Below are 22,360 nucleotides of genomic sequence, written 5' to 3' on the forward strand. Positions count from 1 at the left end.
CGGCGCGGGTCAGCGGCCGGCCGACCGGTTCCAGGGTGAGCGGGGTGACTCGGCGCCCGCCGTGGGACGGCTGCGGCGGCGGCGCCGGCGGCCGGGCGTGCACGGGGGCCGGGAGACGGTGTGCACCGGCGCGGCCGGCGGGGTGACCGGCTGGCGGCCGATCAGCCAGCAGAGGAAGCGCGCCACGGTCAGCCGACCGGGAGGCGCTCGGCCTCGGCCCGGGAGACCTCGTACTGGGCGCCGCAGAACGTGCACTGCTGCGCGTACCGGGTGCGTACCGGGATCAGCGGGATGAAGAAGAGGGTGAATTTCGTGGCCCGCCGGGTGATGACCTGGGCGGCCCGGTTGCCGCAGTTGCGGCAGACCTGGGTGACCACGCCGGACCGGTCGACCTTGGTCCGGAGCCCGAAGATGAAGAACATCGCCCGGCATTACCCCGCCGGGCCCCGGAAATCACCACCGATATTTTTTCTCTCGGCTGTCCGGATGCGCGACGCCCGATCGTCAGGGTGGATGGAAGCACGACCGACAGGAGAGACGCGATGAAGTACATGATGCTCGTCTGCACCGACACCCAGCCGGACCGGAACCCGGACGCCGCGCCCGACATCGAGAAGTGGGTGGCCGAGCGGGACGCCAACGGCCAGCGCCTCACCGGCAGCCGGTTCGCGCCCCCGTCGGCCGCCACCACGGTCCGGGTCCGCGACGGCGAACTGCTGCTCACCGACGGCCCGTTCGCCGAGACGAAGGAGGTCATCGTGGGCTTCGACCTGCTGGAGTGCGCCGACCTGGACGAGGCGGTCGAGGTGGCCCGCGCCCACCCGATGGCGTACGCCGGGCGCATCGAACTGCGCCCGCTGGTGGAGGACTGATCCGGATGACCGACGCGGCCGGGGCGGTCGCCGACGCGGGTGCCGAGGCGTACCCGCGGATCGTGGCCGCCCTGATCCGCGTCACCGGCGACTGGACCCTCGCCGAGGACTGCGCCCAGGAGGCCCTCGCGGCTGCGCTGGAACGCTGGCCCCGCACCGGCGTGCCGGACAACCCCGGCGGGTGGCTGATGACCGCCGCCCGCAACCGGGCCGTGGACGTGCTGCGCCGCGCCAGCGTGGAACGCCGCAAGCTGCGCGACCTGGCGCTGCTCACCGATCCCGCGCCCGCGCCACCGGAGGGAGACGTGGTGGACGACCGGCTCCGGCTCATCTTCACCTGCTGCCACCCGGCGCTCGCGTTGGAGGCCCGGGTGGCGCTGACCCTGCGCACGGTGGCCGGGGTGCCGACCGCCGACATCGCCCGCGCCTTCCTGGTCACCGAGTCGACGATGACCCGCCGGCTCACCCGGGCCAAGGCCCGGATCGCCGCGGCCGGCGTCCCGTACCGGGTGCCGACCGGGCCCGCGCTTGTCGAGCGCCTGCCGGGCGTGCTGGGCGTGCTCTACCTGCTCTTCACCCGGGGGTACGACGCCGACGGCGAGCCCGCGTTCGCCGCCGAGGCGATCCGCCTGGCCCGGCTGCTGCACACACTCCTGCCGGACCAGGCCGAGGCGGCCGGGCTGCTCGCCCTGTTCCTGCTGCACCACTCCCGCCGGACGGCCCGCCGCGACCCGTCCGGCGACCTGCTCACCCTCGACCAGCAGGACCGCGCCCGGTGGGACCGGTCCGCCATCGCCGAGGGCGTCGCGCTGCTGGCGCGTGCCGGCGACGGCCCGTACGCCCTCCAGGCCCGGATCGCCGCCGCGCACGCGACCGCCCCGACCGCCGCGGCGACGGACTGGCCGGCCATCGCCGGCTGCTACGACGCGCTGGCCCGGCTCCAGCCGACCCCGGTGGTCGGGCTGAACCGGGCGGTGGCCCACGGGTACGCGTACGGCCCCGCCGCCGGTCTGGCCCTGCTCGCCGAGGCCCGGGCCGGCGGGGCGCTGGACGGCTACCCGCCGGCGGTGGCCGCCGAGGCCGAGCTGACCGCCCGCCTCGGCGACCCGGCACGCGCCGCCGCGCTGTTCCGGGCCGCCGCCGACCTGGTCCGCTCCGACCCCGAGCGGCGGGCGCTGCTCCGCCGGGCCGCCGAACTGTCGCCCTGAGGCTCAGGCGTTGCTGGGCATTTCCACGGCGAGCCAGATCGGCTGCCAGTCGGCCATCTCGTGGAAGCGGCGCAGCTCGGCGAGCCCGGCCACGGACCCGGTCCAGGCCGCGTACGGGGGGTTGCCCTCGTCGAAGCCGGACTGCACGAAGGTCAGCTTCGTCCGGCCGTCGGACTCGGCCAGCTCCCACGTGCTGACGCCGGTCGGTCCCCAGTCGACGGAGAGCGCGCGGCCCGGGGTGAGGTCGACGACCTTGGCCGCGTAGCCGGCGTCGAAGCCGCCCATGGCGTAGCGGCCGCCGACCCAGGGCTCGATGCCGATCGGGAAGCCGAACCAGGCGCTGGCCTGCTCCGAGTCGGTCAGGGAGGTCCACACCTTGTCCACCGGCGCGTCGATGAGCACCTCGCCGCGCAGGTCGGCGGAGGTGAAGTCGGTGCGCGGCAGCAGCGGGCGGCCCTCCAGGTGCGCGTTGAGGTTGGCGATCGCGAGGGCCCAGAAGGTCTGGAGGACGCCGCGGATGCTGCTGCCGTCCATGGCCTCGGCGAAGCTGAAGTGGCTCTGCCGCAGGGTCAGCACGGTGCTGTCGCCCTCCGGCGTCAGCTCGAACTCGGTGGTGGTCTCCACCCCGTCGAGCGTCCAGGCGAAGCGCAGCGTCCGCTCGTCGGCGTGCAGCAGCCGCTGGTGCGGCGCGTCGCCCTCCGGTGTGTAGCGGCCCCAGAACTCGTAGCGCCGGGGCAGTTCGACCTCGGCGTGCTCGGCCAGCCAGGCGCGCAGCTCGGCCGGGTCGGTCAGCGCGTGGCGCACGGCCTCGGCCGGCGCGGCGAGGCGGGCCCGGACGGTCAGCAGGTCACTCATCGTTGTCGCCCTTCGGGTAGCAGGCCACGGCGAGCTTGAAGGCGTCCCCCTCGGCGCCGCCGTAGCGCGTGAACAGGTCCCGCAGCGTCGACTGCAGGTCGTGCAGGAACTCCTGCCGCCGTTCGGCGGGCACCCGGATCTCGCCGGAGACACCTATCGACGGCAACTCGGGGGCGGTGCGGTCCAGCGCGGCGATGTCCGCCTGGACCTCCTCCATGAGGTCGAGCAGGTAGCCCAGGCTCAGCTCGTCCTGTGCGCGGCGGGCCCCGCCGATCCGGCCGACGAGTCGGGGCGAGAGCCAGTAGGACCGGGCGGCGGCCTGGTAGATGCCCTCGCTGATGCCGCGCACCCGCCGCTCGGCGACCTGCTCGGCCAGCCCGGCGGCGACCAGCTGCTTGACGTGGTAGTAGACCCGCTGCGGCGTCTGCTCCAGCCGGGCGGCGATCTCGGTGCAGGTGCGGGGCTCGGCGAGCTGCCGCAGCACCTCGATCCGCTGCGGCTTGAGCAGGGCTTCGGCCTGCTCGCGCTCTTCCAGGTACAGGACGTCTCTCATGGCAAAATCAGTTTGTACGTACAAAACTTCTTTGTCAATGAATTCGACGAAAGGCCGCGCGGGCCGCGCGGCCTTTCGGGGACGAGGATCGTCAGGGCGTCCAGTCGGGACGCAACGGGTAGCCGTTCACCCCGTCCGGACCGTTGTGCGTGGCGACCACCTGGTGCAGCTGGATGCCGTTGCGCTCGAAGGCCATCCGCGAGCCGGCCATGTAGAGACCCCAGACCCGGGCGGTGCCCGGGCCCACCTCGCCGACGCAGAAGTCCCAGTGCTCGACGAGGTTGCGGCACCAGCCGGCAAGCGTCAGCGCGTAGTGCTGGCGCAGGTTCTCCTCGTGGTGCACCTCCAGCCCGGCATCGTGGATCTCGCTGATCAGCCGGCCCGGGCCGGCCAGCTCGCCGTCCGGGAAGACGTACCTGTCGATGAACGCCCCGGAACGGTGCGGCGCGCGGTTGTCGGCCCGGGTGATGCAGTGGTTGAGCAGCCGGCCGCCGGTCTTGAGCCGGCTGCGCAGCGCCCCGAAGTAGGCCGGGTAGTTGCGCACCCCGATGTGCTCGGTCAGCCCGATCGACGAGATCGCGTCGAACTGCTCGCGCGGCGCGTCCCGGTAGTCGAGGTGGCGCACCTCGGCGAGGTCACCCAGCCCCTCCCGCTCGATCGCCGCCTGCGCCCACTCGGCCTGCGCCCGCGACAGGGTCACGCCGAGCGCCTTGACCCCGTACTCCCGGGCCGCGTGCCGGACCATGCCGCCCCAGCCGCAGCCGACGTCGAGCAGCCGCATCCCCGGCTTCAGCGCCAGCTTGCCGGCGACCAGGTCGTACTTGGCCCGCTGCGCCTCCTCCAGGGTGTCGGTGGGACTGTGGAAGACCGCGCAGGTGTACGTCATCGACGGGCCGAGCACCTTCTCGTAGAAGGCGTTGGAGACGTCGTAGTGGTGGGAGATCGCGTTGCTGTCCCGGGTGCGGGAGTGGCGCAGCCCGTTGACCACCCGCTTCCAGCGCGGCGCGGCCTCCTGCGGCGGGGGCGGCGGTGGCAGCAGCCGCTCCCAGCCGAGCCCCCGGACCAGGGCGAGCGCCTCGCCCACCGGCGGCATGCGCAGCGGCATCTCGTCCTTGAGCACCCGCAACGCCTCGTACGGGTCGCCCGGGTGGACGCCCTCCAGCCCGAGGTCGCCGCTCACGTAGGCCCGGGCCATGCCCAGGTCACCCGGGGCGGTGAGCAGATAGGACAGCCCGCGTTCGGAGCGGATCGCCAGGGTGATCCCGGCGTCGGCCGGGCCGACCGCGCTGCCGTCGTATCCGGTGATGCGCACGGGCAGGTCGCCCGTGGTGACCGCGCGGATCACGTCCGCCACGGTCGGTCCGCCACGCCGGCCCCCCGCCGGCGGGCCGGCCGGGGCACTCGCCGCCCCGGGCGTTCGGTCGGTCAGACTCATGCTCTCGCTACCGCCTTCTCGTACAGTCCGGTGAGCCGGTGGTCCGGGTCGTAGCGTTCCTTCACGGCGCGCCAGGTCGCCCCGCCGTAGAGCCGGTCGAACGCCGCCCGGTCGTAGTACGCGTCGGAGTAGAGCGACTTGTGCCCGCCCGCGTCCGACACCGCGCGCTCGATCTCCCGGTTGACGTCGCCGTCGGCGGCGCCCTCGGCGATCGGCACGCTCCCCCAGAAACCGATGTTCACATAGGTTTCGCCCGGTTGGAGGGGATACAGCGGCCACGCCCGGGCGGATCCCGGACCGGCCGGCTCCCGCAGCCGCAGCGGGCAGAGCCACACCGGAGTCATCCGCACCGTCCGGGCGAACCAGCGCAGGAAGTCGGCGGTGCCGGCGAGCGGGATCTCCACGTCCTGCACCACCCGCTCCCGGGCCGGCCGGCCCCGCAGGCGGTCGATCCGGGCGGCCACCTGGTGCCGGTGCTCCAGCCGGACCAGGCGGTGGTAGAAGTCGCTGCGCCGGTAGCGCTGCGGCCAGAGCCGGCGGACCACCGGGTGCTGCACCCCGAACGCCGCGGAGCACCAGAACCAGTCGGTGTCCCAGCGCCACAGGTAGTCGTAGGTGGTGAGCACGTCGCGGGTGCGCCGGCGCAGCGAGCGGTAGTAGATGTCCTGGCCGGTGTAGTCGCTGGGCCCGCCGTCGGCCTCGTCGGTGAACGTGGCCAGCACCAGGTACGCCTCGCCGGGGCTGAACATCACCCCGTCCATGCCGTCGACCGGCTCGCCCTCCCAGGAGCCCTTGGCGACCACCTCGGCGATCGCGTCGGTCAGCTCCTCCAGCCGGCTGAACCGGATGTTGCGCAGCGCCACGTAGCGGCGCACGGGTTGCAGCTCGATGCGCAGCCGGGTGGAGTAGCCGAGGCTGCCCAGCGAGTTGGGGAAGGCCCGGAACAGGTCGGCGTGCTCGCCCACCGGCCGGGCCGTGACCAGCTCGCCGGCCCCGGTGAGGATGTCCAGCTCGGTCACCGACTCGTGCGGCAGGCCGTTGCGGAACGAGGTGGACTCGATGCCCAGCCCGGTCACCGCGCCGCCCAGCGTGATGGTGCGCAGCTGCGGCACGACCAGCGGCATCAGGTTGTGCGGCAGGGTGGCGTCGACCAGGTCCTCGTAGGTGCACATGCCCTGCACGTCGGCGGTCCGGGCGTCCGGGTCGACGGAGAGCACCCCGGTCAGCCCGCTCACGTCCAGGCCGGGGGTGCGCGGCGCGGACCGGGGTCGGAACAGGTTGGAGGTCTGCTTGGCCAGCCGTACGGGTTCCCCGGCGGGCACCGCGGCGTACGACCGCCGCAGCGCGTCCACCGCCCGCTCATGATCACGGACAGCGTGCATGAGATCACCTTACGCCTGGGTACGACAATTCGTGGGATGTCCACGGTGGCCGTTTCTCGGCCACCCGGAGACGCGCGGGTTACCGTGGCGGGCATGTCCTCCCCCGCCCTCACCGCCCTGGACGACGCCGGCCTGCCCTACCGGGTGATCCGGCACGGCCCGGTACGCAGCCTCGCCGAGGCGGCGGCGGCGCGCGGCGTCGCGGTCCCCGACGTGGTGAAGACGATCGTGGTCCGCCGCGGCGAGGACGACCACCTGTTCGTGCTCACCCCCGGCGACCGGGTCGTCTCCTGGCCGAAGCTGCGCCACCTGCTGGGCGTGAGCCGGATGTCCATGCCGGACGCCGCCGCCGCGAAGGCCGCCACCGGCTACGAACGCGGCACCATCACCCCGTTCGGCGCCACCACCGCCTGGCCGGTGGTCGCCGACGAGCGGCTGCGCGGCCGGGAGATCACCCTCGGCGCCGGCGAGCACGGGGTGGCCGTCGCGGTCGACGCCGACGCCGCCCTCGCCGCTCTCGACGCGACAGTCGCCGACGTCACCGACCCGGAGCCCGCCCGCTGAACGGTGGCCGCCGCCCGGTCGCCGGCATAGCGTGGGGGCATGCCGAAAGCCGTCTGGAACGACCTGGTCGTCGCGGAGAGCGACGACACCGTGCTGGTCGAGGGAAACCACTACTTCCCCCGCACGGCCCTGCGCGACGACCTGATCCGCGACTCCGACACCCACACGGTCTGCCCGTGGAAGGGCACGGCCTCCTACTACACGCTCGAACACGAGGGCGCCACCAGCCCGGACGCCGTCTGGTACTACCCCGACCCCAAGCCGGAGGCGGAGATGGTGCGCGACCGGGTGGCGTTCTGGAAGGACGTCCGGGTCGTCGACTGAGTCACCCCGCCGCCGGGGCGACTGGCTCTCGGTGGCAGCCGTGGGTCAGGATGCCCCCATGGCCGACCCGCGCACCGACCCGTCCGGCACCGTCTACGGCGGTCGCCGCCCGGCCCGCCGCGGGCTGCCGCAGGACCCGCTGATGCGGATCGCGCTGGGCGTCGCCCTGGTGGGCGTACTCCTGGGGGTGTTCTTCGCCACCGGCGTGCTCGGCGGCGGCGGCGACCCGCCGGTGGTGCCGGCGGCGGCCGTGCCGACCCCCGCGGCGAGCGAGTCGAGTGCGGCCCCGGCCACGACGGAGCCCGCTCCCACCACGGCCGCGCCCTCGCCGAGCACCGCCCCGACCACGCCGGTGGCCCCCGCGGCCACGCCGCGGGTGCTCCGCGGGGTGCCCTCCGGGCTCTGCCTCGGTGTGACCGGCGACGATCCGGAGGGAGCGAAGGCCGCGCTGGCCGACTGCACCGGTGGGCCGGAACAGCAGTGGGTCGTCACCCCGGTGGCCGCCGACACCTACGTCCTGGTCAACGCGGCCAGCGGCAAGTGCCTGGACGTGTTCGAGCAGCGCACCGACGACGGCACGGACCTGGTGCAGTGGTCCTGCAACGGCCAGGCCAACCAGCAGTGGAAGCTCAACCCGACCGGGTCCGGCCCGGTGCTGCTGGTCGCCGTGCACAGCGGCAAGTGCGCGCAGGTCGACGACGCCGCCACCGAGGCGGGGAGCCGGCTCGAACAGGCGCCCTGCAACGGCGCCCCCGAGCAGCAGTGGGCGGTCGGCTGACCGGTCAGCCCCGGTAGCTCCAGGCCCGCCGGCCGACCGCGACCGGCAGGGCGAACGCCGGCTCGTCGCCCCGGCGACGCAGCAGCAGCGAGAGCCCGGCCGCGCCGATCGACAGGGCACCGGCCACGTACCAGGCCGCCGCGTAGTCGCCGAGCCGGTCGCGGACCAGGCCGGCCCCGGTCGCGGCGAGTGCCGCGCCGACCTGGTGGGCGGCGAACACCCAGCCGAAGACCACCGCCCCGGACGCGCCGAACCACTCCCGGCACAGCGCCACGGTGGGCGGCACGGTGGCCACCCAGTCCAGGCCGTAGAAGACGATGAAGACCAGCATGCTCGGCCGCGCGGAACCCGCGAACAGGCTCGGCAGCACCAGCAGCGACGCGCCGCGCAGCGCGTAGTAGGCGCCGAGCAGCAGCCGGCTGTCCACCCGGTCGGTGAGCCAGCCGGAGGCGACAGTGCCGACGATGTCGAAGAGGCCGACCAGGGCGAGCAGCCCCGCCGCCGTGGTCTCCGCCATGCCGTGGTCGTGCGCGGCCGGCACGAAGTGGGTGCCCACGAGGCCGTTGGTGGTGGCGCCGCAGATCGCGAAGCCGCCGGCGAGCAGCCAGAACGGCCGGGTCCGCGCGGCGGCGGCGAGCGCGCCGACCGCCCGGGCCGCCGCCCCGCCGGCCGGTGCCGCCGGGGGCGCCACCTCGGTCGCGCCGTAGGCGGGCAGGTCGAGATCCGCCGGGTGCTCGCGGAGCAGCCACACCACAAGGGGTACGACCGCCAGCGCGGCCCCGGCCACCACGAGCGCCGCCACCCGCCAGCCGTGGTCGCGCACCAGCACGGCGACCAGCGGGAGGAAGACCAGTTGGCCGGCGGCCCCGCCCGCGGTCAGCACGCCGGTGACCAGGCCCCGGCGCTTGACGAACCAGCGCCCGGTGACCGTCGCCACGAAGGCCAGCGCCATCGAGCCGGTGCCCAGCCCGACCAGCACGCCCCAGCAGAGGATCAACTGCCAGCTCGCCGTCATCCCCACGGTCAGCGCGCTGCCCAGCGCCACCAGCACGAGCGCGCCGGCGACCACCCGGCGGATGCCGAACCGGTCCATCAGCGCGGCGGCGAACGGGGCGGTGAGCCCGTAGAGCATGAGGTTTACCGAGACGGCGGCGGAGATGGTCGCCAGCGGCCAGCCGAACTCGGCGTGCAGGGGGTGCAGCAGCACCCCGGGGGTGGCGCGGAAGCCGGCGGCGCCGACCAGGGCGACGAACGAGACGCCGGCCACGAGCCAGGCCGGATGCAGACGGTGTCGGGTCACGCTCCGAGTCTGGGCGGGGCCGGCCGGCACGACGAGTGGCCGGAAAGCCATCATGCGCAATAATCGGGCCATGCACCGTATTGCCGTCCTCGCCCTCGACGACGTGGTGGGCCTCGACCTCGGCACCCCGGCCCAGGTCTTCGGCACCGCCCGCACCGGCGACCTGACGCCCCTCTACCGCGTCGAGGTCTGCACCCCCGGCGGCCGGCCCATCCGCAGCACTGCCGGCTTCCAGGTGGTTCCCGATCACGGCTTGGAGCTGCTGGACTCCGCCGACACGGTGATCGTCCCCGGCATCCACGACGGCCCCCCGCTGACCGACGGCACGCTTGACGCTTCGGTGGCGGCAGCGCTGCGCGCCGCCCACGACCGTGGCGCGCGGATCATGTCGATCTGCACGGGCGCGTTCGTGCTGGCCGCCGCCGGCCTGCTCGACGGCCGCCGGGCCACCACCCACTGGGCGTACGCCGACCGGTTCCGCCGCTTCCACCCGCACGTGGACCTCGACCCGGACGTGCTCTTCGTCGACGGCGGCGACGTGCTCACCTCCGCCGGGGTGGCCGCCGGCATCGACCTCTGCCTCCACGTCATCCGCACCGACCACGGCAGCGCGGTGGCCAACCGGTCGGCCCGGCGCTGCGTGGTGCCACCGTGGCGGGAGGGCGGCCAGTCCCAGTACATCGAGCGCCCGGTGCCCCGGACGGCCGAGACCGGCACCGCGGCCACCCGCGAATGGGCCCGGCAGCGGCTGCAGGAACCGGTCGCCCTGCGCGAGCTGGCCGCGCACGCGCGGATGAGCGTCCGCACCTTCACCCGGCACTTCCGCTCCGAGACCGGGCTCAGCCCGGCGCAGTGGCTGCTCCAGCAACGCACCGAGCACGCCCGGCTGCTGCTGGAGACCACCGACCTGACCGTCGACCAGATCGCCCGGCACGCCGGCTTCGGCACCACCGCGGCCCTGCGGCAGCACTTCCACTCCCGGGTCGGGGTGGCCCCCACCGCCTACCGCCGCTCCTTCCGCCGAACGCCTGACCCGGTGGCGTCGTCCCGCCCCTGACCGCGCGGGCGCTGTCGCGGCTCGGTGGTGGCTGGAGCGGTGGCGCGGCTCGGCGCGGTGGCGGGCTCGACGCGGTGGCGGCTCGGTGGTGGCTGCTGTCAGGCGAGGTGAGGTTGGCGGCGGAGGGCGCGGAGTTGGGCCAGGTGCATGGGGAGGTGGACGCGGGTGTGCAGGTCGAGGGCGCGGCCCCAGGGCAGGGACTCGTCCACGTCCAGGTCGAAGCCCTCGCGCAGCACGGTGTCGACAGGGGTCTCGGCAGCTGGGCCGAGCCGCTCGGCGAGGGCGCAGAGCTTCTGGCTGGTGGCCCGGAGCAGCGCGGACAGGCCGTCCAGCCCGCCGCACTCGGACGCCAGGGCGTCGAGCTGCGGCCGGTGGATGGTCTCCAGGTCGTAGTAGGCGAACGGCGACCCGACCAGCACCGCCTCGGTCGCCTCGCTCATCAACTCGTCGTTGGCGGCGAGGTGCGCCACGATCTGCTCGGCGCTCAACTCCCCGTCCGGGGGCGGCCCGAAGCCGCCCGCGTCCACCTCCGCGAGCACCGACTCGTACGCCCGCCGCAGCGCCGCGGCGTCCACCTCGTCCATGCCCGAATCCAACCCCCGCCCCCGGCAACCGCACCGCGGTTACCCCGCCCCCTTCACCCGGACGGGGCTCCGCCCCCTCCGATCTTGGTGAGTTTCCGTGCACTGCAAACAGCAACTTGCCAAGATCCGAGGACGCCGAAGGCCGGCACCCGCTCGGGGTGCCGGCCTTCGTGCGTGTGTCAGCTGTTCCAGTTGTGGGCGACGATGTCGGCGGCCTGCTGCTCCCACTGCGCGTACGCATCCGGGTAGGCCGACACCTGCACGGTCTGGGCGGCCTCGGTCAGCGGCATGTCCTGCCACCCGTCAACCTGCTTCAGACCCTTCAGGAAGGCGAGGGTGGAGTACTCCGGGTCGGTGATCTGCTCCGGCGTGCCCCAACCCGAGGACGGGCGCTGCTGGAACAGGCCCAGCGAGTCATGGTCGTTGCGGTCGCCGAGGTGACCCAGGTTCTCCAGCTTCGACTCCTGCAGCGACGTGGCGATCGAGATGACCGCCGCCCGCTCCGGCAGACCGGCCTTCTTCGTCGCGGCGATGATCGCCTTGGCGTTGGCGGTCTGCTCGCCGTTCAGGTCGATCTTCGACTGCGCACCCTGCACCGACACGGCCACCGGCTTGGTGGCGCTCACCGGCTCCGCGGCGTGGGCGGCGATCGGACCGGCGAACACACCACCGGTGAAGGCCAGACCAGCAATACCGAGCACGCTCTTACGCAGCATCGTGTTCATGGGGGAAAGCTCCATTCGGGGGTTGGCGCACCACGCCGATGGGGGTCGGCGTGTGCGCAAGCACCGTCAGGCGCTCAAAGGGGAAAGTCTTGGGGGATCATCCGGCGTGCGGGGCGGGGCCTCTTCGTCGCGCCGGGACCATGTACAACGACCGGCGGCCCGCCATCATTCCGGGCCCGGGACACCCGCGTCGGCGGGCCATCCTCCTCGATCGTTCACGGGGATACAACCACCCCCACCCGCCCGCCATTCCGCCCCGAGCGTGCCGCCGACCACCCCGAAAACGGACATCCGGCGCAGGACACCCCGGTCAGTGGAACGCCACGGGTGTATCCGGGCGGCCAAGACACCCGTGGCGTTCCACCCAGCGGGTCGGGGCCCGCACGAAAGCGAACATTCGATCCCGGTCCGAGCGGGCTCGGGCGCCGGTAGCCGGGCGAAGCCCGGTGGGGCCGGCGCTCCGCGTACCCCTTTGGGGGTTATCGGTCTTGACACCCCCGCCGGCGCCCGGCCCACTTGGCTCGCCGCCTTTGCTCTGCAGCCACGGAAGCAACACTCGGAAATCTCCCCTGTTGCGCGAAGGCTGCAGAGCAAAGGCGCGGCCGGAGCGGCGGAACCCGGGTCAGTGGCGGCCGTGGCGGGCGCGGAGGTAGTCGGAGACGACGTACTCGCCGAGGTCGTCGAGGTCCGGCGTGAACATCCGGCCCTTGGAGCGGCGGGCCACCGCGTCCACGAACCGCCGCAGCCCCGGGTCGTCGCCGAGCATGAACAGGTTGAGCGTGGCGCCGTACCGGGTCAGCTTGTCCACCTCGCGGATGGTCGCCTCGATGGTTTCCGGCAGCGGCGGCCAGTGGAAGTACGCCTCGCCGTCGGTCGGGTCGAGGTGGGCGGTGGGCTCGCCGTCGGTGACGACCAGCACGACCGGCTCGGCGCCGGGGTGCCGGCGCAGGTGCCGCCCGGCCAGCCGCAGCGCGTGCTGGAGGTTGGTGCCCTGCTCCATGTCCGGCTCCACGGCGGCCAGTTCCTGCTGGGTCAGCGGCATGGCCTCCCGGCCGAATCCGATGATCTGGAGAGCGTCCTGCGGGAAGCGGGTCGCCATGAGGTGCGACAGGGCCAGCGCCGTCTGCTTCATCGGGCCCCAGCGGCCCTGCGAGATCATCGAGTACGACAGGTCGACGCAGAGCGCCACGGCCGCCGAGGCCCGCCGCTCGGTCTCCATCACCTCGAAGTCCTCGACCGCGAGCTGCACGGGCACACCGGGGCCGGCGCGGCGTACGGCGCGGGTGAGGGTGCGGACCACGTCGAGGGGTTGCTCGTCGCCGTACTCCCACTGCCGGGAGGCGCCGCTCACCTCGCCGGCCGCGCCCGCGGAGCGCAGGTCGTGCTGGCCGCGCGGGCCGGCGGTCAGGTCGGCGAAGACCCGGCGCAGGGCGGTGCCGGCGAGCCGGCGGAGCGCCTTCGGGCTGAGCGTCAGCCCTTCGGCGTCCCGGGTCACCCAGCCCTGCCGGCGCAGCTCGCGTTCCAGCTCGCGCAGCCGGCGCGCGTCGTCGGCGGCGTCCCGGCCCAGCGTGCGGGCCACCGCCTCGACGTCGATGTCGTCGAGGGTGGCGCCGGGGTGGTCCTGGTCGAGGGAGTCGAGCAGCTCGTCCAGCTCGGCGATCTCGCCGAGCGCGCCGGTGGCCTCGCCGTAGCCGAGCGGCTGGTCGCCCCGGACCCGCTCGCCGCGCTGCCAGTTCAGGTCGGGGCGCAGCGACCGCAGGTGGGCGTCGAGCTGGGACAGTTCCCCGGCCAGCTGTTCGCCGAGGGACTGGCGCATGAGCCCGGCCAGTTCCTCGCGTTGCCGGTCGGACAGCGACCGCATGAGCCGCTCGCCGGCCGCCGCCCGGCGGGCCAGCGCGTCGATCAGCTCGTCGACGTCCTTCGGTTGCTCCGGGAAGAACTCGCCATGCCGGCGCATGAACTCGGCGAACGCGTCGGTGGTGTCCTCGGAGCGGGCGTGCCGGGCGAGCAGGTCGTTGAGGTCGCGCATCATCTCGGCGAGCTGCCGCTGTGCGGCCGGGTCGGCGGCGGCCCGCGCCGCGTCGCGCAGCCCGGCGAAGCGCTGTTCCAGCACGTCGCCGCGCAGCCCGTCGAGGATCCGCTGGTAGGTCTGCCGCGCCTCGTCGCTGGCCCAGTCGTAACCGGACAGCTCCTCGACGGCCCGGGCGGTCGAGCGGGGCAGGTTGTCCAGCACCGCCTCGGCGAAGCGCGCGTCGTCGCCGTCCCGCCCGCGCAGCTCCTCCCGCTCGGCGGCGAGGGCCTGGTCGAGCAGCGCCTGCGCGCGGGTCACGGCGCCGTCCAGGTCGCCCCGGCGCAGCGCCTCGCGGCGCAGCCGGCGGGCCCGGGCGGCCAGGTCGTCCAGGCCGCCGCGCCCCTGCGGGCCACGTCGCAGCAGGTCGCGCAGCGCCTCCCGCAGGCTGCCGCCGGCGAGGACCTCCGCGCCGACCGCGTCCACGGCGGCACGTACGTCGTACGGCGGGGCGAGCGGGTCGGGCCCGCCGCGCCACTGCCCGTACCGGAACCGGTTGCCGGCCACCGTCAGCCCCGGCCGCCGTAGACGGTGCGCCCGGACTCGGTGACGTCCTTGCCCAGCCGGCGGGTGAGGTGCAGCCCTTCCAGGACGAACTCGATGCCGGCGGCGGCCTCCTCGGGGGTGGGCGCGTCGCCGAGGCCGAGCCGGTCGAGCACCTTGGCGAGCCCGGGGACGGTGCCGACCTGGCGCAGCAGTTCGGCCGAGGAGACCAGCTCGCCGGTCTCGATCTCGCCGCCCTCGGCGACCAGCGCGGTGAACCCGGAGAGGTCCAGCCCGGCCAGCCGGGCCCGGAACGTCTCGGCGGTGGCGGTGCGCAGCAGGTGGCCGAGGACCTCGATCTCCCTCCCCTCCTCACCGCTCTCGAACTCGACCTTGCCGCGCAGGGTGGAGGTCACCGAGACGGCGTCGCCGACCCGGGCGACCGGGGCCTCGTGGGCGGCGGTGGCGAGCAGGCCGGCGCGGCGCAGCGCGGCGGCGGCGACGGTCTCCGCGGCGGCGATGGCGAACCGGGCGGAGACGCCGGAGCGCGGGTCCACCGACGGCGACTCCCGGACGGCGCGGGCGAACCGGGCGAGCACCTCCAGCACGTGCTCGGGGACGGTGGCGACCAGGTCGGCCTCCTGCCGGATCAGCTCCAGCTCCAGGTCCAGGTCGAGCGGGTAGTGGGTGCGGATCTCGGCGCCGAAGCGGTCCTTCAACGGGGTGATGATCCGGCCCCGGTTGGTGTAGTCCTCCGGGTTCGCGCTGGCCACCAGGAGCAGGTCCAGCGGCAGCCGGAGCTGGTAGCCGCGGACCTGGATGTCCCGCTCCTCCAGCACGTTGAGCAGCGCCACCTGGATGCGTTCGGCCAGGTCGGGCAGCTCGTTGACGGCGAAGACGCCCCGGTTGGTGCGGGGCACGAGTCCGAAGTGGATGGTCTCGGGGTCGCCGAGGGTACGCCCCTGGGCGAGCCGGATCGGGTCGACGTCGCCGATGAGGTCGCCGACGCTGGTGTCCGGGGTGGCGAGCTTCTCGCCGTACCGCATCGAGCGGTGCAGCCAGCCGATCGGCAGGTCGTCGCCGCGCTCGGCGACCAGGGCGCGGGACGCCGGGGTGAGCGGGTGCATGGGGTGCTCGTTGAGCACCGATCCGGGGATCACCGGGGTCCACTCGTCGAGCAGCGCGCCGAGCGAGCGGATGAGCCGGGTCTTGCCCTGGCCGCGCTCGCCGAGCAGCACCATGTCGTGGCCGGCGAGCAGGGCCCGCTCGACCTCCGGCAGCACCGTGTCCTCGTAGCCGACGATGCCGGGGAAGCGCTCCTCGCCGGCGCGCATCCGGGCGAGGAGGTTGTCGCGGAGTTCCTGCTTGACCGTGCGGTGGTGATGGCCGGAGGCCCGCAGCTCGCCGAGCGTGCCGGGCAGGTCGGCGGGCGGGACCGGGGGAACCTGGTTGGGCGCAGTCACCCGACCCACGCTATCTCGGTCGGGTGACCGCGCGCCGCCTTCCGGGCGGCCGGATCGTCACGGACGGGGAACGGGCCGCCGGCACCGCGCGCAGGCGCCCCGCCGCCGCAGGTGGTACGCCAGGGTGGCCGCCCCGAGCGCGACGCCCCAGAGGGGCCACAGCAGCATCGGCGCGGAGGCCAGGCTGAACTCGTGCCCGATCTGCCAGAACTCCGGCTTCGTGAGCAGCCCGAGGGTGGCCGCCGTCACCGACACCGCGACAAGCGTCGCGGGGACGACCGCCAGCTTGATCGGCACCCGCCGGCCGGCCAGCCCCGGCAGCCACCGGGGGAAGCGCTCGCCCCAGGGGCGGACCAGCCCGAGGGTGAGGATCGCCCCGATGGTGGCGAACGCGCCCAGCCCGGCCCCGGCCCAGACGAGCCCGGTCTCCCGCATCTCGCCGAGGAAGTCCCGGGAGATGCCGAGCGGGATGCCGGCCGCCCAGGCGAACCGGGTGAGCGCGTAGGCGAACGGGATCACGGCGGCCGTGTACGCGGCCCAGCGCCCCCAGCGAGCGGCCGAGGCCGGCGTGGTCCAGCCGTGCTCGTGGTCGTCCCGCCCGCAGGCCGGGCAGGCGCCGGCGGTCCGCCGCTGCCAGAGCACCAGTGCCCCGGCCAGCAGGACGCCGCCGACGAGTGCGGCGCACCGGGCGGCCAGCGGCCAGTCGAAGATCTGCCCGTAGTCGACGGGCGGCCAGCCGAACGGCGCGCCGATGATCAGCATCGGGAGGTAGCCGAGCACGATCAGCACCCGGGCGTCCGGGACGACAACGGTCAGCGCGAAGGCGACCGCCCAGCCGTAGCCGAGCAGCAGCGCGCGGGGCAGGCCGGGGCGGCGTACCCTCGCCGGGCCGCTCATGGCGAGGGCCGCGACCGCCGCGAGCAGCAGCACCCCGGCGAAGATCGGTGCTCCGGCGTCGACCGGGACCAGCCGGAGGAGGCTGACGTTGCCGCCGTGCGGGTCGTTGGCGCCGAAGGGGTAGCCGGCGCCGGTCAGTGTCGAGATCAGGGCGAGGACGCCCCAGGCGCCGAGCCAGGCGGCGGCGAGCGGGGCGGCCAGGTCGAGCCGGGTCCGGCCGGCCGGACGGGGTGGGGAATCGGTTGTCGTCGTCATGACCTCAGCCTCGGCCGGCCGGGTCCCTGATCCCTCCCGCGCGGGGGTGGACCGTCTCCCCCGCGCGAGGGGTCAGCCGGTCGGCACCACGAAACCCGACTCGTACGCGGCGATCACCGCCTGGGTCCGGTCGCGTACGCCGAGCTTGGCCAGCACGTTGCCGACGTGCGTCTTGACCGTCTCCACGCCGACCACCAGCCGGTCGGCGATCTCCGGGTTGGACAGCCCGGCGGCCATCAGCCGCAGCACCTCGGCCTCCCGCTCGGTGAGCCGGGCCGCGCGCAGCCCGTCGGAGCCCCGGCCGCCGTACGCGCCGACGAGCTGGCGGATCGCCGCCGGGAACAGCAGCGACTCGCCGGCCGCCACCACGCGGATCGCCTCCACCACCTCGGCCGGGCGGGCCCGCTTGAGCAGGAACCCGCTGGCTCCGGCGCGCAGCGCCTCGTAGACGTACTCGTCGTTGGCGAACGTGGTGACGACCAGGACGCGGGGCGGGTCGGCGGAGGTGGCCAGCAGCCGCCGGGTGGCCTGGATGCCGTCGATGGCCGGCATCCGGACGTCCATGAGCACCACGCGTGGGCGCAGCCGGGCCACCAGCGGCGGCACCTCGGCACCGTCCGCGGCCTCGCCGACGACCCGCAGGTCGGGCTGGGCGTCCACGATCGCCCGCAGGCCGACCCGGATCAGCTCGTCGTCGTCGACGATCAGCACGTCGATGGTCATCGGGTCTCCTCCCTCGGCGCCGGCAGGGTGACCCGTACCCGCCAGCGGTCACCCTCCGGCCCGGCGGTGAGCTGCCCGCCGAGCAGCAGCACCCGCTCCCGCATGCCGTCGAGGCCGCGCCCGCCGCCACCCGGCCCCGTGGCGCCGCGCAGCCCGTTGACCAGCTCGATCTCCAGACGACCATCGGGTACGGCCACCCGCAGCTCCACCGGCCCCCGCCCGTGCCGGGCCGCGTTGGTGAGCCCCTCCTGGACGATCCGGTAGCCCTCCCGGGACACGACGGCGGGCAGGCCGGCCAGCGCCCCGCTGACCCGGGGCTCCACCACCAGGCCGGCGGCCCGGGTGTCGGCGACCAGCCGGTCCAGCCCGTCGAGGGTGGCCTGCGGCGCGGTGGGTCTGGGCGCTCGCCCGTCCTCGGTCTCGCGGAGCAGCCCGAGCACGTGGTCCAGGTCGTCCATGGCGCGGCGGCTGGTCTCCTCGATGGCGCGCAGCGCCCGCCGGCTGAACTCCGGGTCGGTGTCGAGCAGCTCGCGGGCGGCCCCGGCCTGGAGGGTCGCCACCGTGAGCGCGTGGCCCACCGAGTCGTGCAGCTCGCGGGCCAGCCGGTTGCGCTCGGCCAGCCGGGCGGACCGGGCCTCCAGGGCGGCGATCCGCTCGGCCTGCGCCGGCCCGAGCAGCACCGGGGCCATCGAGGCGGCGAGCGCGCCCAGCCCCGCGACCGCGTATCCGAGCGCGACGAGCAGGGCCAGCCCGGCCAGTCCCGCCGCGACCGGGTGACCCGGGCCGAACGGGCCGAAGCCGTCCTCGGGCGCGGCGCCGGTGTCGACGCCGACCAGCCCGGCGAGGAAGACCAGCGCCATGGGGAACGCGCTGATCGCCGCGAACAGCACCAGGCCGCCGGTGAACAGGTGCAGGGCGATCCAGAGCGCGGCGCGCAGCCGGGTCTCCCGGTCGATCCGGTGGCCCGGCGCGGGCTCGGGCAGGTCGACAGCGAGCAGCGCCCGGGCCGCGGCGATCTCCAGCGCCCGGCTGCCGGCGAGGAACACCGGCACGGCGGCGAGCACCACGGCGACCAGCAGCAGGCCGGCGCCGATCGGGCGGGGCACGTCGTCGTTGCCGAGCAGTTGCGCGAACGTCGCCGCGAGCAGCGCGTACGGCAGGGCGAGCACCCCGCCGAGGAGCAGGAACACGGCACGCCGCCAGGTGCTCCCGCGCACCAGCGGCGCCAGCACACCCCGGACCGTCACCCGGCCATTCTCCCGCCCGGGTACGTCCGCCGACTCCCCCGTGACGGGGAGATCGGGTCAGCGGTGGTCCTGGACGTACTTCTCCGGGTCCTTGTCGCGGAAGGGCAGGTCGCGCCCGTTCTTGTGCTCGCCGTAGAAGGTCAGCCACCGTTGCCCCAGCTCGGCCCGCAGCTCGACGCTCGCGTGCCGGCGGAAGTCCGGCAGCGCCTCGTCCTCCTCCTCGGCCAGGTGCTCGCTGTTCTCCCGGCGGGCCCGCCACACCGCGGCCCACCAGGCGTCCGAGCCGACCTCGTGCAGCTTCGACTCGGCGACGGCGTCGCGGATCTTGTTGTGGTCGCCGATGGCGTCCTCGGTCTCCTCCGCGCCGTCGTCGCCGTGCCGGACCAGGTGCGGGTAGAGGATGGCCTCCTCGGCCTCCGCGTGGATGTCGAGGTGCAGGGCGAGCGCCTCCCAGACGGCCAGCAGCTCGGCCGGGTCGCGGGCGTCGTCCAGGCGGGCGAACCCGCGGCGGAAGGCGGCGTGGTCGTCGAGGATCAGTGCGGTGATGTCGTCCATGGTGGTCACTTCCGGGTGCGGGCGCGGATCAGCTTGGGTACGGCGGCCAGCCCGGTGACCGGGCGGAACGCGTGGGCGGCGGTGACCAGTGCGGCGTGCTCGTCGTCGGCCAGGTCGATCTCGGCGGCGGCGGCGTTGCGCTCCACCTGCTCCACCCCGGACGCGCCGGGGATGGCGACCACGTTGGGGTGGCGGAGCAGGTACGCCAGGGCGATCTGGCTGGGCGTGGCGTCGTGCGCGTCGGCCACCTCGCGCAGGGTGGCGATCAGCTCGGTGCCCCGTTCCAGGTTCTCCGGCAGGAAGTACGGGTTGGCCCGGCGCACCGCCCCGGCCGGCGGGTTCCGCGCGTCGTACCGGCCGGAGAGGAAGCCCTGCCCCAGCGGGCTGTACGCGATGACGATCCGCCCGGCCTGCTCCGCGTACGGGATGAGGTCCTTCTCGGGGCCGCGGTCGACCATGCTGTAGCGGACCTGGTTGCTCAGCACCCGGCGGCCCAGCGCGGCCTCGGCGAACCGCCAGCGGCGCAGTCCGTAGTTGCTGACCCCGACCTCGCCGACGAGCCCGACGTCCTGGAGCGCGCGCATGCCGCGCATGGTGGTGGTGTCGGCGACCACCGGGTTGGGCTGGTGCACCTGGTAGAGGTCGATGCCGGCGACGCCGAGCCGGGCGGCCGAGGCGACCGCCCGCTGCTGCACCACCGGGGCGAGCGGCAGCACCGGGAAGATCTTGCTGGCCACGACGACCTTGGCCCGGTCGCCGCCAAGCGCCGCGCCGAGGATGCGCTCGCTGCGGCCGAAGCCGTAGATCTCGGCGGTGTCGAAGAGCGTGACGCCCAGGTCGAGCGCGCGCCGGACGATCTGCGCCGCCCGCTGTTCGTAGTCGGGGCCGTAGCCCCACTCGCGCGAGCCGAACTGCCACGTGCCGAGGCCGATCTTGGAGATGGGCTTGGGGGTGTCGAGCGGGACGTAGCGCATGGACTCGAAGCTACCCAAGCGAAGGGAAGCGCACGCCGGTTCCGGCGGCCCCACCTCCGGCCCGACCTGGGCGCCGGGCCGGGACTAGGGTCGGACGGGTGACCTACCTCGCCAGCGAAGACCGTTACGACTCGATGATCTACCGGCGCAGCGGCCGGAGCGGCCTGCGCCTGCCCGCCATCTCGCTCGGGCTGTGGCACAACTTCGGGCCGGACCGGCCGTACGAGCGGCAGCGGGACATCGTCCGGCGCGCCTTCGACCTCGGGATCACCCACTTCGACCTGGCCAACAACTACGGCCCGCCGCCCGGCACGGCCGAGGAGAACTTCGGCCGGATGCTCGCCACCGACCTGAAGCCGTACCGGGACGAGCTGGTCATCTCCAGCAAGGCCGGCTACCTCATGTGGCCCGGCCCGTACGGCGAGTGGGGCTCGCGCAAGTACCTGATCTCCTCGCTGGACCAGTCGCTGCGCCGGATGGGGCTCGACTACGTCGACATCTTCTACTCGCACCGGTTCGACCCGGACACCCCGCTGGAGGAGACGATGGGCGCGCTGGACGCGGTCGTCCGCTCCGGCAAGGCGCTCTACGTGGGCGTCTCCAACTACAACTCGGAGCAGACCGCCCGGGCCGCCGAGATCCTCCGCGAGCTGGGCACGCCGCTGCTGATCAACCAGCCGTCGTACTCGATGCTCAACCGCTGGACCGAGGCCGACGGGCTGCTCGACACGCTGGAGCAGGCCGGCGCCGGCTGCATCGCCTACAGCCCGCTGGCGCAGGGCCTGCTCACCGACCGCTACCTGGCCGGCATCCCGGCCGACTCCCGGGTCCGGACCAGCGTCTTCCTCAACGAGAGCGACCTCAGCGAGGAGAAGATGGCCACCATCCGCGGGCTCGCCGCGGTCGCCGAGCGGCGCGGACAGAGCCTGGCCCAGCTCGCGCTGGCCTGGGCGCTGCGCGACCCCCGGATGACCAGCCTCATCATCGGGGCGAGCAGCGTGGCCCAGCTGGAGGGGAACGTCGCCGCGCTGGACAACCTCGACCTCGGCGTCGACGAACTGGCCGAGATCGACCGCCACCTGGGCTGAGGACTACCAGATCCGGCGCCGGCCGGCGCGGTGGTTACGGACCCCGCACGGCCGGCCCGCCGGCACGCTGCCGGCCCGCCGCAGCCGCAGCGCCACCACCGCCGCGAGCAGCACGGTGACCCCGGCCGCCGCGCCGACCACCACCGGCCGGGGGACGCCGTCCGTGTCCGTCACGGCCGCCACCGGCACCCCGGCCGCCGGGTCGCCGCCGCCGGTCGCGGCCCTCGGCACGGTACGCGGGGCCGCCGCGGGTGTGCTCCGCGGCGCGGACGCCGCCTCGCCGGACGCCGCCCGGAACACCACGTCGGAGCACGAGTAGTAGGTGTCCTGGGTGTTCGAGTTCTGCCAGATGGTGTAGATGATGTGCCGGCCGGTGCGCCCGGCCGGCAGCCGACCCGGCATCTGGTAGGCGCCGTCCCGGATCGGCGGGTCGGTGACCGTCAGGAACGGCTTCTCCTCCAGGTCCGCCCAGGTGAGCCGGCGGGTCGGGGCGTACGAGGCGGTGGTGGCGTAGAACCGGAACGTGCCCCTGTGCGGGATCGTGGTGCGGTAGCGGAAGGTGTGCCGGGCCCCGGCCGTGAGCGTGGTGGCCGGCCAGTCGGTCCGCGGCAGGTCCAACCCCCGGTACGCCGACAGCCCGCCGCTGCACAGTTCCCCGTCGGGGATGCGTTCCCGGTCCCGCCCGTCGATCTGTGCCACCCGGATGTTGTCCCACTCCCGAACGGCCGCCCCGGCGGCGATCGCCGCCCGGCAGGCCGGCGTGTCCGCCCGGCCACCCTCCGGGCCGCAGGCCGCGGCCCGGCTCAACGGGCTCGTGGGGGCGCCGTGGGCGCTCGCCGGCACGCCGGTGAGCAGCAGGGTCGCGGCGACGGCGGCGAGCGCGGCGAGCGTGCGGCGTACGGCCATGTCATCGACCTCCCGGGCACTGGTACGGGCGCGGGCCGGCAAAGGTTCGATCGGCGGCCCGAGT

23 protein-coding genes are annotated in these 22,360 nt (G+C 74.5%); 7 read left to right on the forward strand and 16 right to left on the reverse strand.

All coding sequences use genetic code 11. The features are described from left to right. Positions 1-188: 188 nt before the first annotated feature. Positions 189-422 (reverse strand): zinc-ribbon domain-containing protein, encoded by a 234-nt coding sequence (locus tag GA0070603_RS14605; RefSeq protein ID WP_091313358.1) that lies wholly within the window; start codon positions 420-422, stop codon positions 189-191. A gap of 120 nt (positions 423-542) precedes the next feature. Between GA0070603_RS14605 and GA0070603_RS14610 the strand changes: the two genes are divergently transcribed. Together GA0070603_RS14610 and GA0070603_RS14615 are read left to right on the forward strand one after the other, a co-directional pair. Then, positions 543-872, forward strand: a complete 330-nt coding sequence (locus tag GA0070603_RS14610; protein WP_091313367.1) for a YciI family protein — start codon at positions 543-545, stop codon at positions 870-872. A gap of 5 nt (positions 873-877) precedes the next feature. Further along, positions 878-2,080, forward strand: coding sequence for an RNA polymerase sigma factor (locus GA0070603_RS14615; RefSeq protein ID WP_091313377.1), 1,203 nt, complete (start codon positions 878-880; stop codon positions 2,078-2,080). A gap of 3 nt (positions 2,081-2,083) precedes the next feature. On the opposite strand, the gene GA0070603_RS14620 is transcribed toward GA0070603_RS14615, so the two are convergent. The 4 genes from GA0070603_RS14620 to GA0070603_RS14635 form a co-directional block, all read right to left on the reverse strand. Further along, a complete protein-coding gene (locus GA0070603_RS14620) occupies positions 2,084-2,935 on the reverse strand; it encodes an SRPBCC family protein (protein ID WP_091313384.1) in 852 nt (283 codons plus the stop codon). Continuing rightward, positions 2,928-3,488, reverse strand: a complete 561-nt coding sequence (locus GA0070603_RS14625) for a winged helix-turn-helix domain-containing protein (RefSeq protein ID WP_091313387.1) — start codon at positions 3,486-3,488, stop codon at positions 2,928-2,930. Before GA0070603_RS14625 ends, GA0070603_RS14620 begins: the two co-directional genes overlap by 8 nt. A 91-nt stretch (positions 3,489-3,579) precedes the next feature. Beyond that, positions 3,580-4,923, reverse strand: a complete 1,344-nt coding sequence (locus tag GA0070603_RS14630; protein ID WP_091313391.1) for a class I SAM-dependent methyltransferase — start codon at positions 4,921-4,923, stop codon at positions 3,580-3,582. Beyond that, a complete protein-coding gene (locus GA0070603_RS14635) occupies positions 4,920-6,305 on the reverse strand; it encodes an FAD-binding oxidoreductase (protein WP_091313394.1) in 1,386 nt (461 codons plus the stop codon). The genes GA0070603_RS14630 and GA0070603_RS14635 overlap by 4 nt, the downstream gene beginning before the upstream one ends. Before the next feature lie 93 nt (positions 6,306-6,398). On the opposite strand from GA0070603_RS14635, the gene GA0070603_RS14640 reads away from it, so the two are divergent. Genes GA0070603_RS14640 through GA0070603_RS14650 form a run of 3 tightly spaced genes read left to right on the forward strand, consistent with a single transcriptional unit; the run spans position 6,399 to position 7,971 of the window. Continuing rightward, positions 6,399-6,869, forward strand: a complete 471-nt coding sequence (locus tag GA0070603_RS14640) for an aminoacyl-tRNA deacylase (protein WP_244282526.1) — start codon at positions 6,399-6,401, stop codon at positions 6,867-6,869. A 39-nt stretch (positions 6,870-6,908) separates the two neighbouring features. Beyond that, complete coding sequence (locus GA0070603_RS14645; protein ID WP_091313402.1) at positions 6,909-7,193, forward strand: DUF427 domain-containing protein; 285 nt, start codon at positions 6,909-6,911, stop codon at positions 7,191-7,193. A 58-nt stretch (positions 7,194-7,251) separates the two neighbouring features. Then, positions 7,252-7,971, forward strand: a complete 720-nt coding sequence (locus GA0070603_RS14650; protein WP_091313409.1) for an RICIN domain-containing protein — start codon at positions 7,252-7,254, stop codon at positions 7,969-7,971. Between the two features lie 4 nt (positions 7,972-7,975). Here the strand turns inward: GA0070603_RS14650 and GA0070603_RS14655 are convergent, their stop codons facing one another. Further along, positions 7,976-9,271, reverse strand: coding sequence for an MFS transporter (locus GA0070603_RS14655; protein ID WP_091321954.1), 1,296 nt, complete (start codon positions 9,269-9,271; stop codon positions 7,976-7,978). Between the two features lie 52 nt (positions 9,272-9,323). Here GA0070603_RS14655 and GA0070603_RS14660 point away from each other — a divergent pair, with 52 nt between their 5' ends. Further along, positions 9,324-10,328, forward strand: coding sequence for a GlxA family transcriptional regulator (locus tag GA0070603_RS14660; protein WP_091313413.1), 1,005 nt, complete (start codon positions 9,324-9,326; stop codon positions 10,326-10,328). Positions 10,329-10,426: 98 nt separating this feature from the next. Here GA0070603_RS14660 and GA0070603_RS14665 read toward each other — a convergent pair whose 3' ends face one another. The 9 genes from GA0070603_RS14665 to GA0070603_RS14705 form a co-directional block, all read right to left on the reverse strand. Continuing rightward, positions 10,427-10,903 (reverse strand): hypothetical protein, encoded by a 477-nt coding sequence (locus GA0070603_RS14665; RefSeq protein WP_091321956.1) that lies wholly within the window; start codon positions 10,901-10,903, stop codon positions 10,427-10,429. 188 nt (positions 10,904-11,091) lie between these two features. Then, positions 11,092-11,637, reverse strand: coding sequence for a hypothetical protein (locus GA0070603_RS14670; protein ID WP_091313418.1), 546 nt, complete (start codon positions 11,635-11,637; stop codon positions 11,092-11,094). Positions 11,638-12,259: 622 nt separating this feature from the next. Next, positions 12,260-14,212 (reverse strand): vWA domain-containing protein, encoded by a 1,953-nt coding sequence (locus tag GA0070603_RS14675; RefSeq protein ID WP_091313420.1) that lies wholly within the window; start codon positions 14,210-14,212, stop codon positions 12,260-12,262. Positions 14,213-14,214: 2 nt separating this feature from the next. Then, entirely contained in the window at positions 14,215-15,660 is a 1,446-nt protein-coding gene (locus GA0070603_RS14680) for a magnesium chelatase ATPase subunit I (RefSeq protein WP_091313424.1), read from the reverse strand. Between the two features lie 48 nt (positions 15,661-15,708). Next, on the reverse strand, positions 15,709-16,803 hold the full coding sequence (locus GA0070603_RS14685; RefSeq protein ID WP_091313427.1) for a hypothetical protein: 1,095 nt from the start codon (positions 16,801-16,803) through the stop codon (positions 15,709-15,711). Between the two features lie 72 nt (positions 16,804-16,875). Further along, positions 16,876-17,526, reverse strand: a complete 651-nt coding sequence (locus tag GA0070603_RS14690) for a response regulator (RefSeq protein ID WP_091313429.1) — start codon at positions 17,524-17,526, stop codon at positions 16,876-16,878. Then, on the reverse strand, positions 17,523-18,773 hold the full coding sequence (locus GA0070603_RS14695; RefSeq protein WP_091313432.1) for a sensor histidine kinase: 1,251 nt from the start codon (positions 18,771-18,773) through the stop codon (positions 17,523-17,525). The genes GA0070603_RS14690 and GA0070603_RS14695 overlap by 4 nt, the downstream gene beginning before the upstream one ends. A 57-nt stretch (positions 18,774-18,830) precedes the next feature. Then, entirely contained in the window at positions 18,831-19,328 is a 498-nt protein-coding gene (locus tag GA0070603_RS14700) for a hemerythrin domain-containing protein (RefSeq protein ID WP_091321958.1), read from the reverse strand. A 5-nt stretch (positions 19,329-19,333) separates the two neighbouring features. After that, positions 19,334-20,302, reverse strand: a complete 969-nt coding sequence (locus tag GA0070603_RS14705) for an aldo/keto reductase (protein ID WP_091313435.1) — start codon at positions 20,300-20,302, stop codon at positions 19,334-19,336. 98 nt (positions 20,303-20,400) lie between these two features. Here GA0070603_RS14705 and mgrA point away from each other — a divergent pair, with 98 nt between their 5' ends. Then, the gene (gene mgrA, locus GA0070603_RS14710) at positions 20,401-21,390 is read left to right on the forward strand and encodes an L-glyceraldehyde 3-phosphate reductase (RefSeq protein WP_091313438.1); all 990 of its coding nucleotides are present in this window, start codon (positions 20,401-20,403) and stop codon (positions 21,388-21,390) included. A 3-nt stretch (positions 21,391-21,393) separates the two neighbouring features. Here the strand turns inward: mgrA and GA0070603_RS14715 are convergent, their stop codons facing one another. After that, positions 21,394-22,296 carry a lytic polysaccharide monooxygenase auxiliary activity family 9 protein gene (locus GA0070603_RS14715; protein ID WP_091313441.1) on the reverse strand — a complete coding sequence of 301 codons (903 nt, stop codon included), beginning with the start codon at positions 22,294-22,296 and terminating at the stop codon, positions 21,394-21,396. Between the last annotated feature and the right edge of the window lie 64 nt (positions 22,297-22,360).

The sequence above is a fragment of the Micromonospora chersina genome (genome assembly GCF_900091475.1).
GTDB classification, from domain to species: domain Bacteria; phylum Actinomycetota; class Actinomycetes; order Mycobacteriales; family Micromonosporaceae; genus Micromonospora; species Micromonospora chersina.

What these genes read in the sequence shown, in the direction of transcription:
- GA0070603_RS14605 (WP_091313358.1), bottom strand. Translation starts at nt 422, where the DNA reads ATGTTCTTCATCTTCGGGCTCCGGACCAAGGTCGACCGGTCCGGCGTG.
- GA0070603_RS14615 (WP_091313377.1), top strand. Translation starts at nt 878, where the DNA reads ATGACCGACGCGGCCGGGGCGGTCGCCGACGCGGGTGCCGAGGCGTAC.
- GA0070603_RS14670 (WP_091313418.1), bottom strand. Translation starts at nt 11,637, where the DNA reads ATGAACACGATGCTGCGTAAGAGCGTGCTCGGTATTGCTGGTCTGGCC.
- GA0070603_RS14610 (WP_091313367.1), top strand. Translation starts at nt 543, where the DNA reads ATGAAGTACATGATGCTCGTCTGCACCGACACCCAGCCGGACCGGAAC.
- GA0070603_RS14700 (WP_091321958.1), bottom strand. Translation starts at nt 19,328, where the DNA reads ATGGACGACATCACCGCACTGATCCTCGACGACCACGCCGCCTTCCGC.
- GA0070603_RS14705 (WP_091313435.1), bottom strand. Translation starts at nt 20,302, where the DNA reads ATGCGCTACGTCCCGCTCGACACCCCCAAGCCCATCTCCAAGATCGGC.
- GA0070603_RS14620 (WP_091313384.1), bottom strand. Translation starts at nt 2,935, where the DNA reads ATGAGTGACCTGCTGACCGTCCGGGCCCGCCTCGCCGCGCCGGCCGAG.
- GA0070603_RS14630 (WP_091313391.1), bottom strand. Translation starts at nt 4,923, where the DNA reads ATGAGTCTGACCGACCGAACGCCCGGGGCGGCGAGTGCCCCGGCCGGC.
- GA0070603_RS14645 (WP_091313402.1), top strand. Translation starts at nt 6,909, where the DNA reads ATGCCGAAAGCCGTCTGGAACGACCTGGTCGTCGCGGAGAGCGACGAC.
- GA0070603_RS14715 (WP_091313441.1), bottom strand. Translation starts at nt 22,296, where the DNA reads ATGGCCGTACGCCGCACGCTCGCCGCGCTCGCCGCCGTCGCCGCGACC.
- GA0070603_RS14625 (WP_091313387.1), bottom strand. Translation starts at nt 3,488, where the DNA reads ATGAGAGACGTCCTGTACCTGGAAGAGCGCGAGCAGGCCGAAGCCCTG.
- GA0070603_RS14690 (WP_091313429.1), bottom strand. Translation starts at nt 17,526, where the DNA reads ATGACCATCGACGTGCTGATCGTCGACGACGACGAGCTGATCCGGGTC.
- GA0070603_RS14650 (WP_091313409.1), top strand. Translation starts at nt 7,252, where the DNA reads ATGGCCGACCCGCGCACCGACCCGTCCGGCACCGTCTACGGCGGTCGC.
- GA0070603_RS14660 (WP_091313413.1), top strand. Translation starts at nt 9,324, where the DNA reads ATGCGCAATAATCGGGCCATGCACCGTATTGCCGTCCTCGCCCTCGAC.
- GA0070603_RS14635 (WP_091313394.1), bottom strand. Translation starts at nt 6,305, where the DNA reads ATGCACGCTGTCCGTGATCATGAGCGGGCGGTGGACGCGCTGCGGCGG.
- GA0070603_RS14640 (WP_244282526.1), top strand. Translation starts at nt 6,399, where the DNA reads ATGTCCTCCCCCGCCCTCACCGCCCTGGACGACGCCGGCCTGCCCTAC.
- GA0070603_RS14685 (WP_091313427.1), bottom strand. Translation starts at nt 16,803, where the DNA reads ATGACGACGACAACCGATTCCCCACCCCGTCCGGCCGGCCGGACCCGG.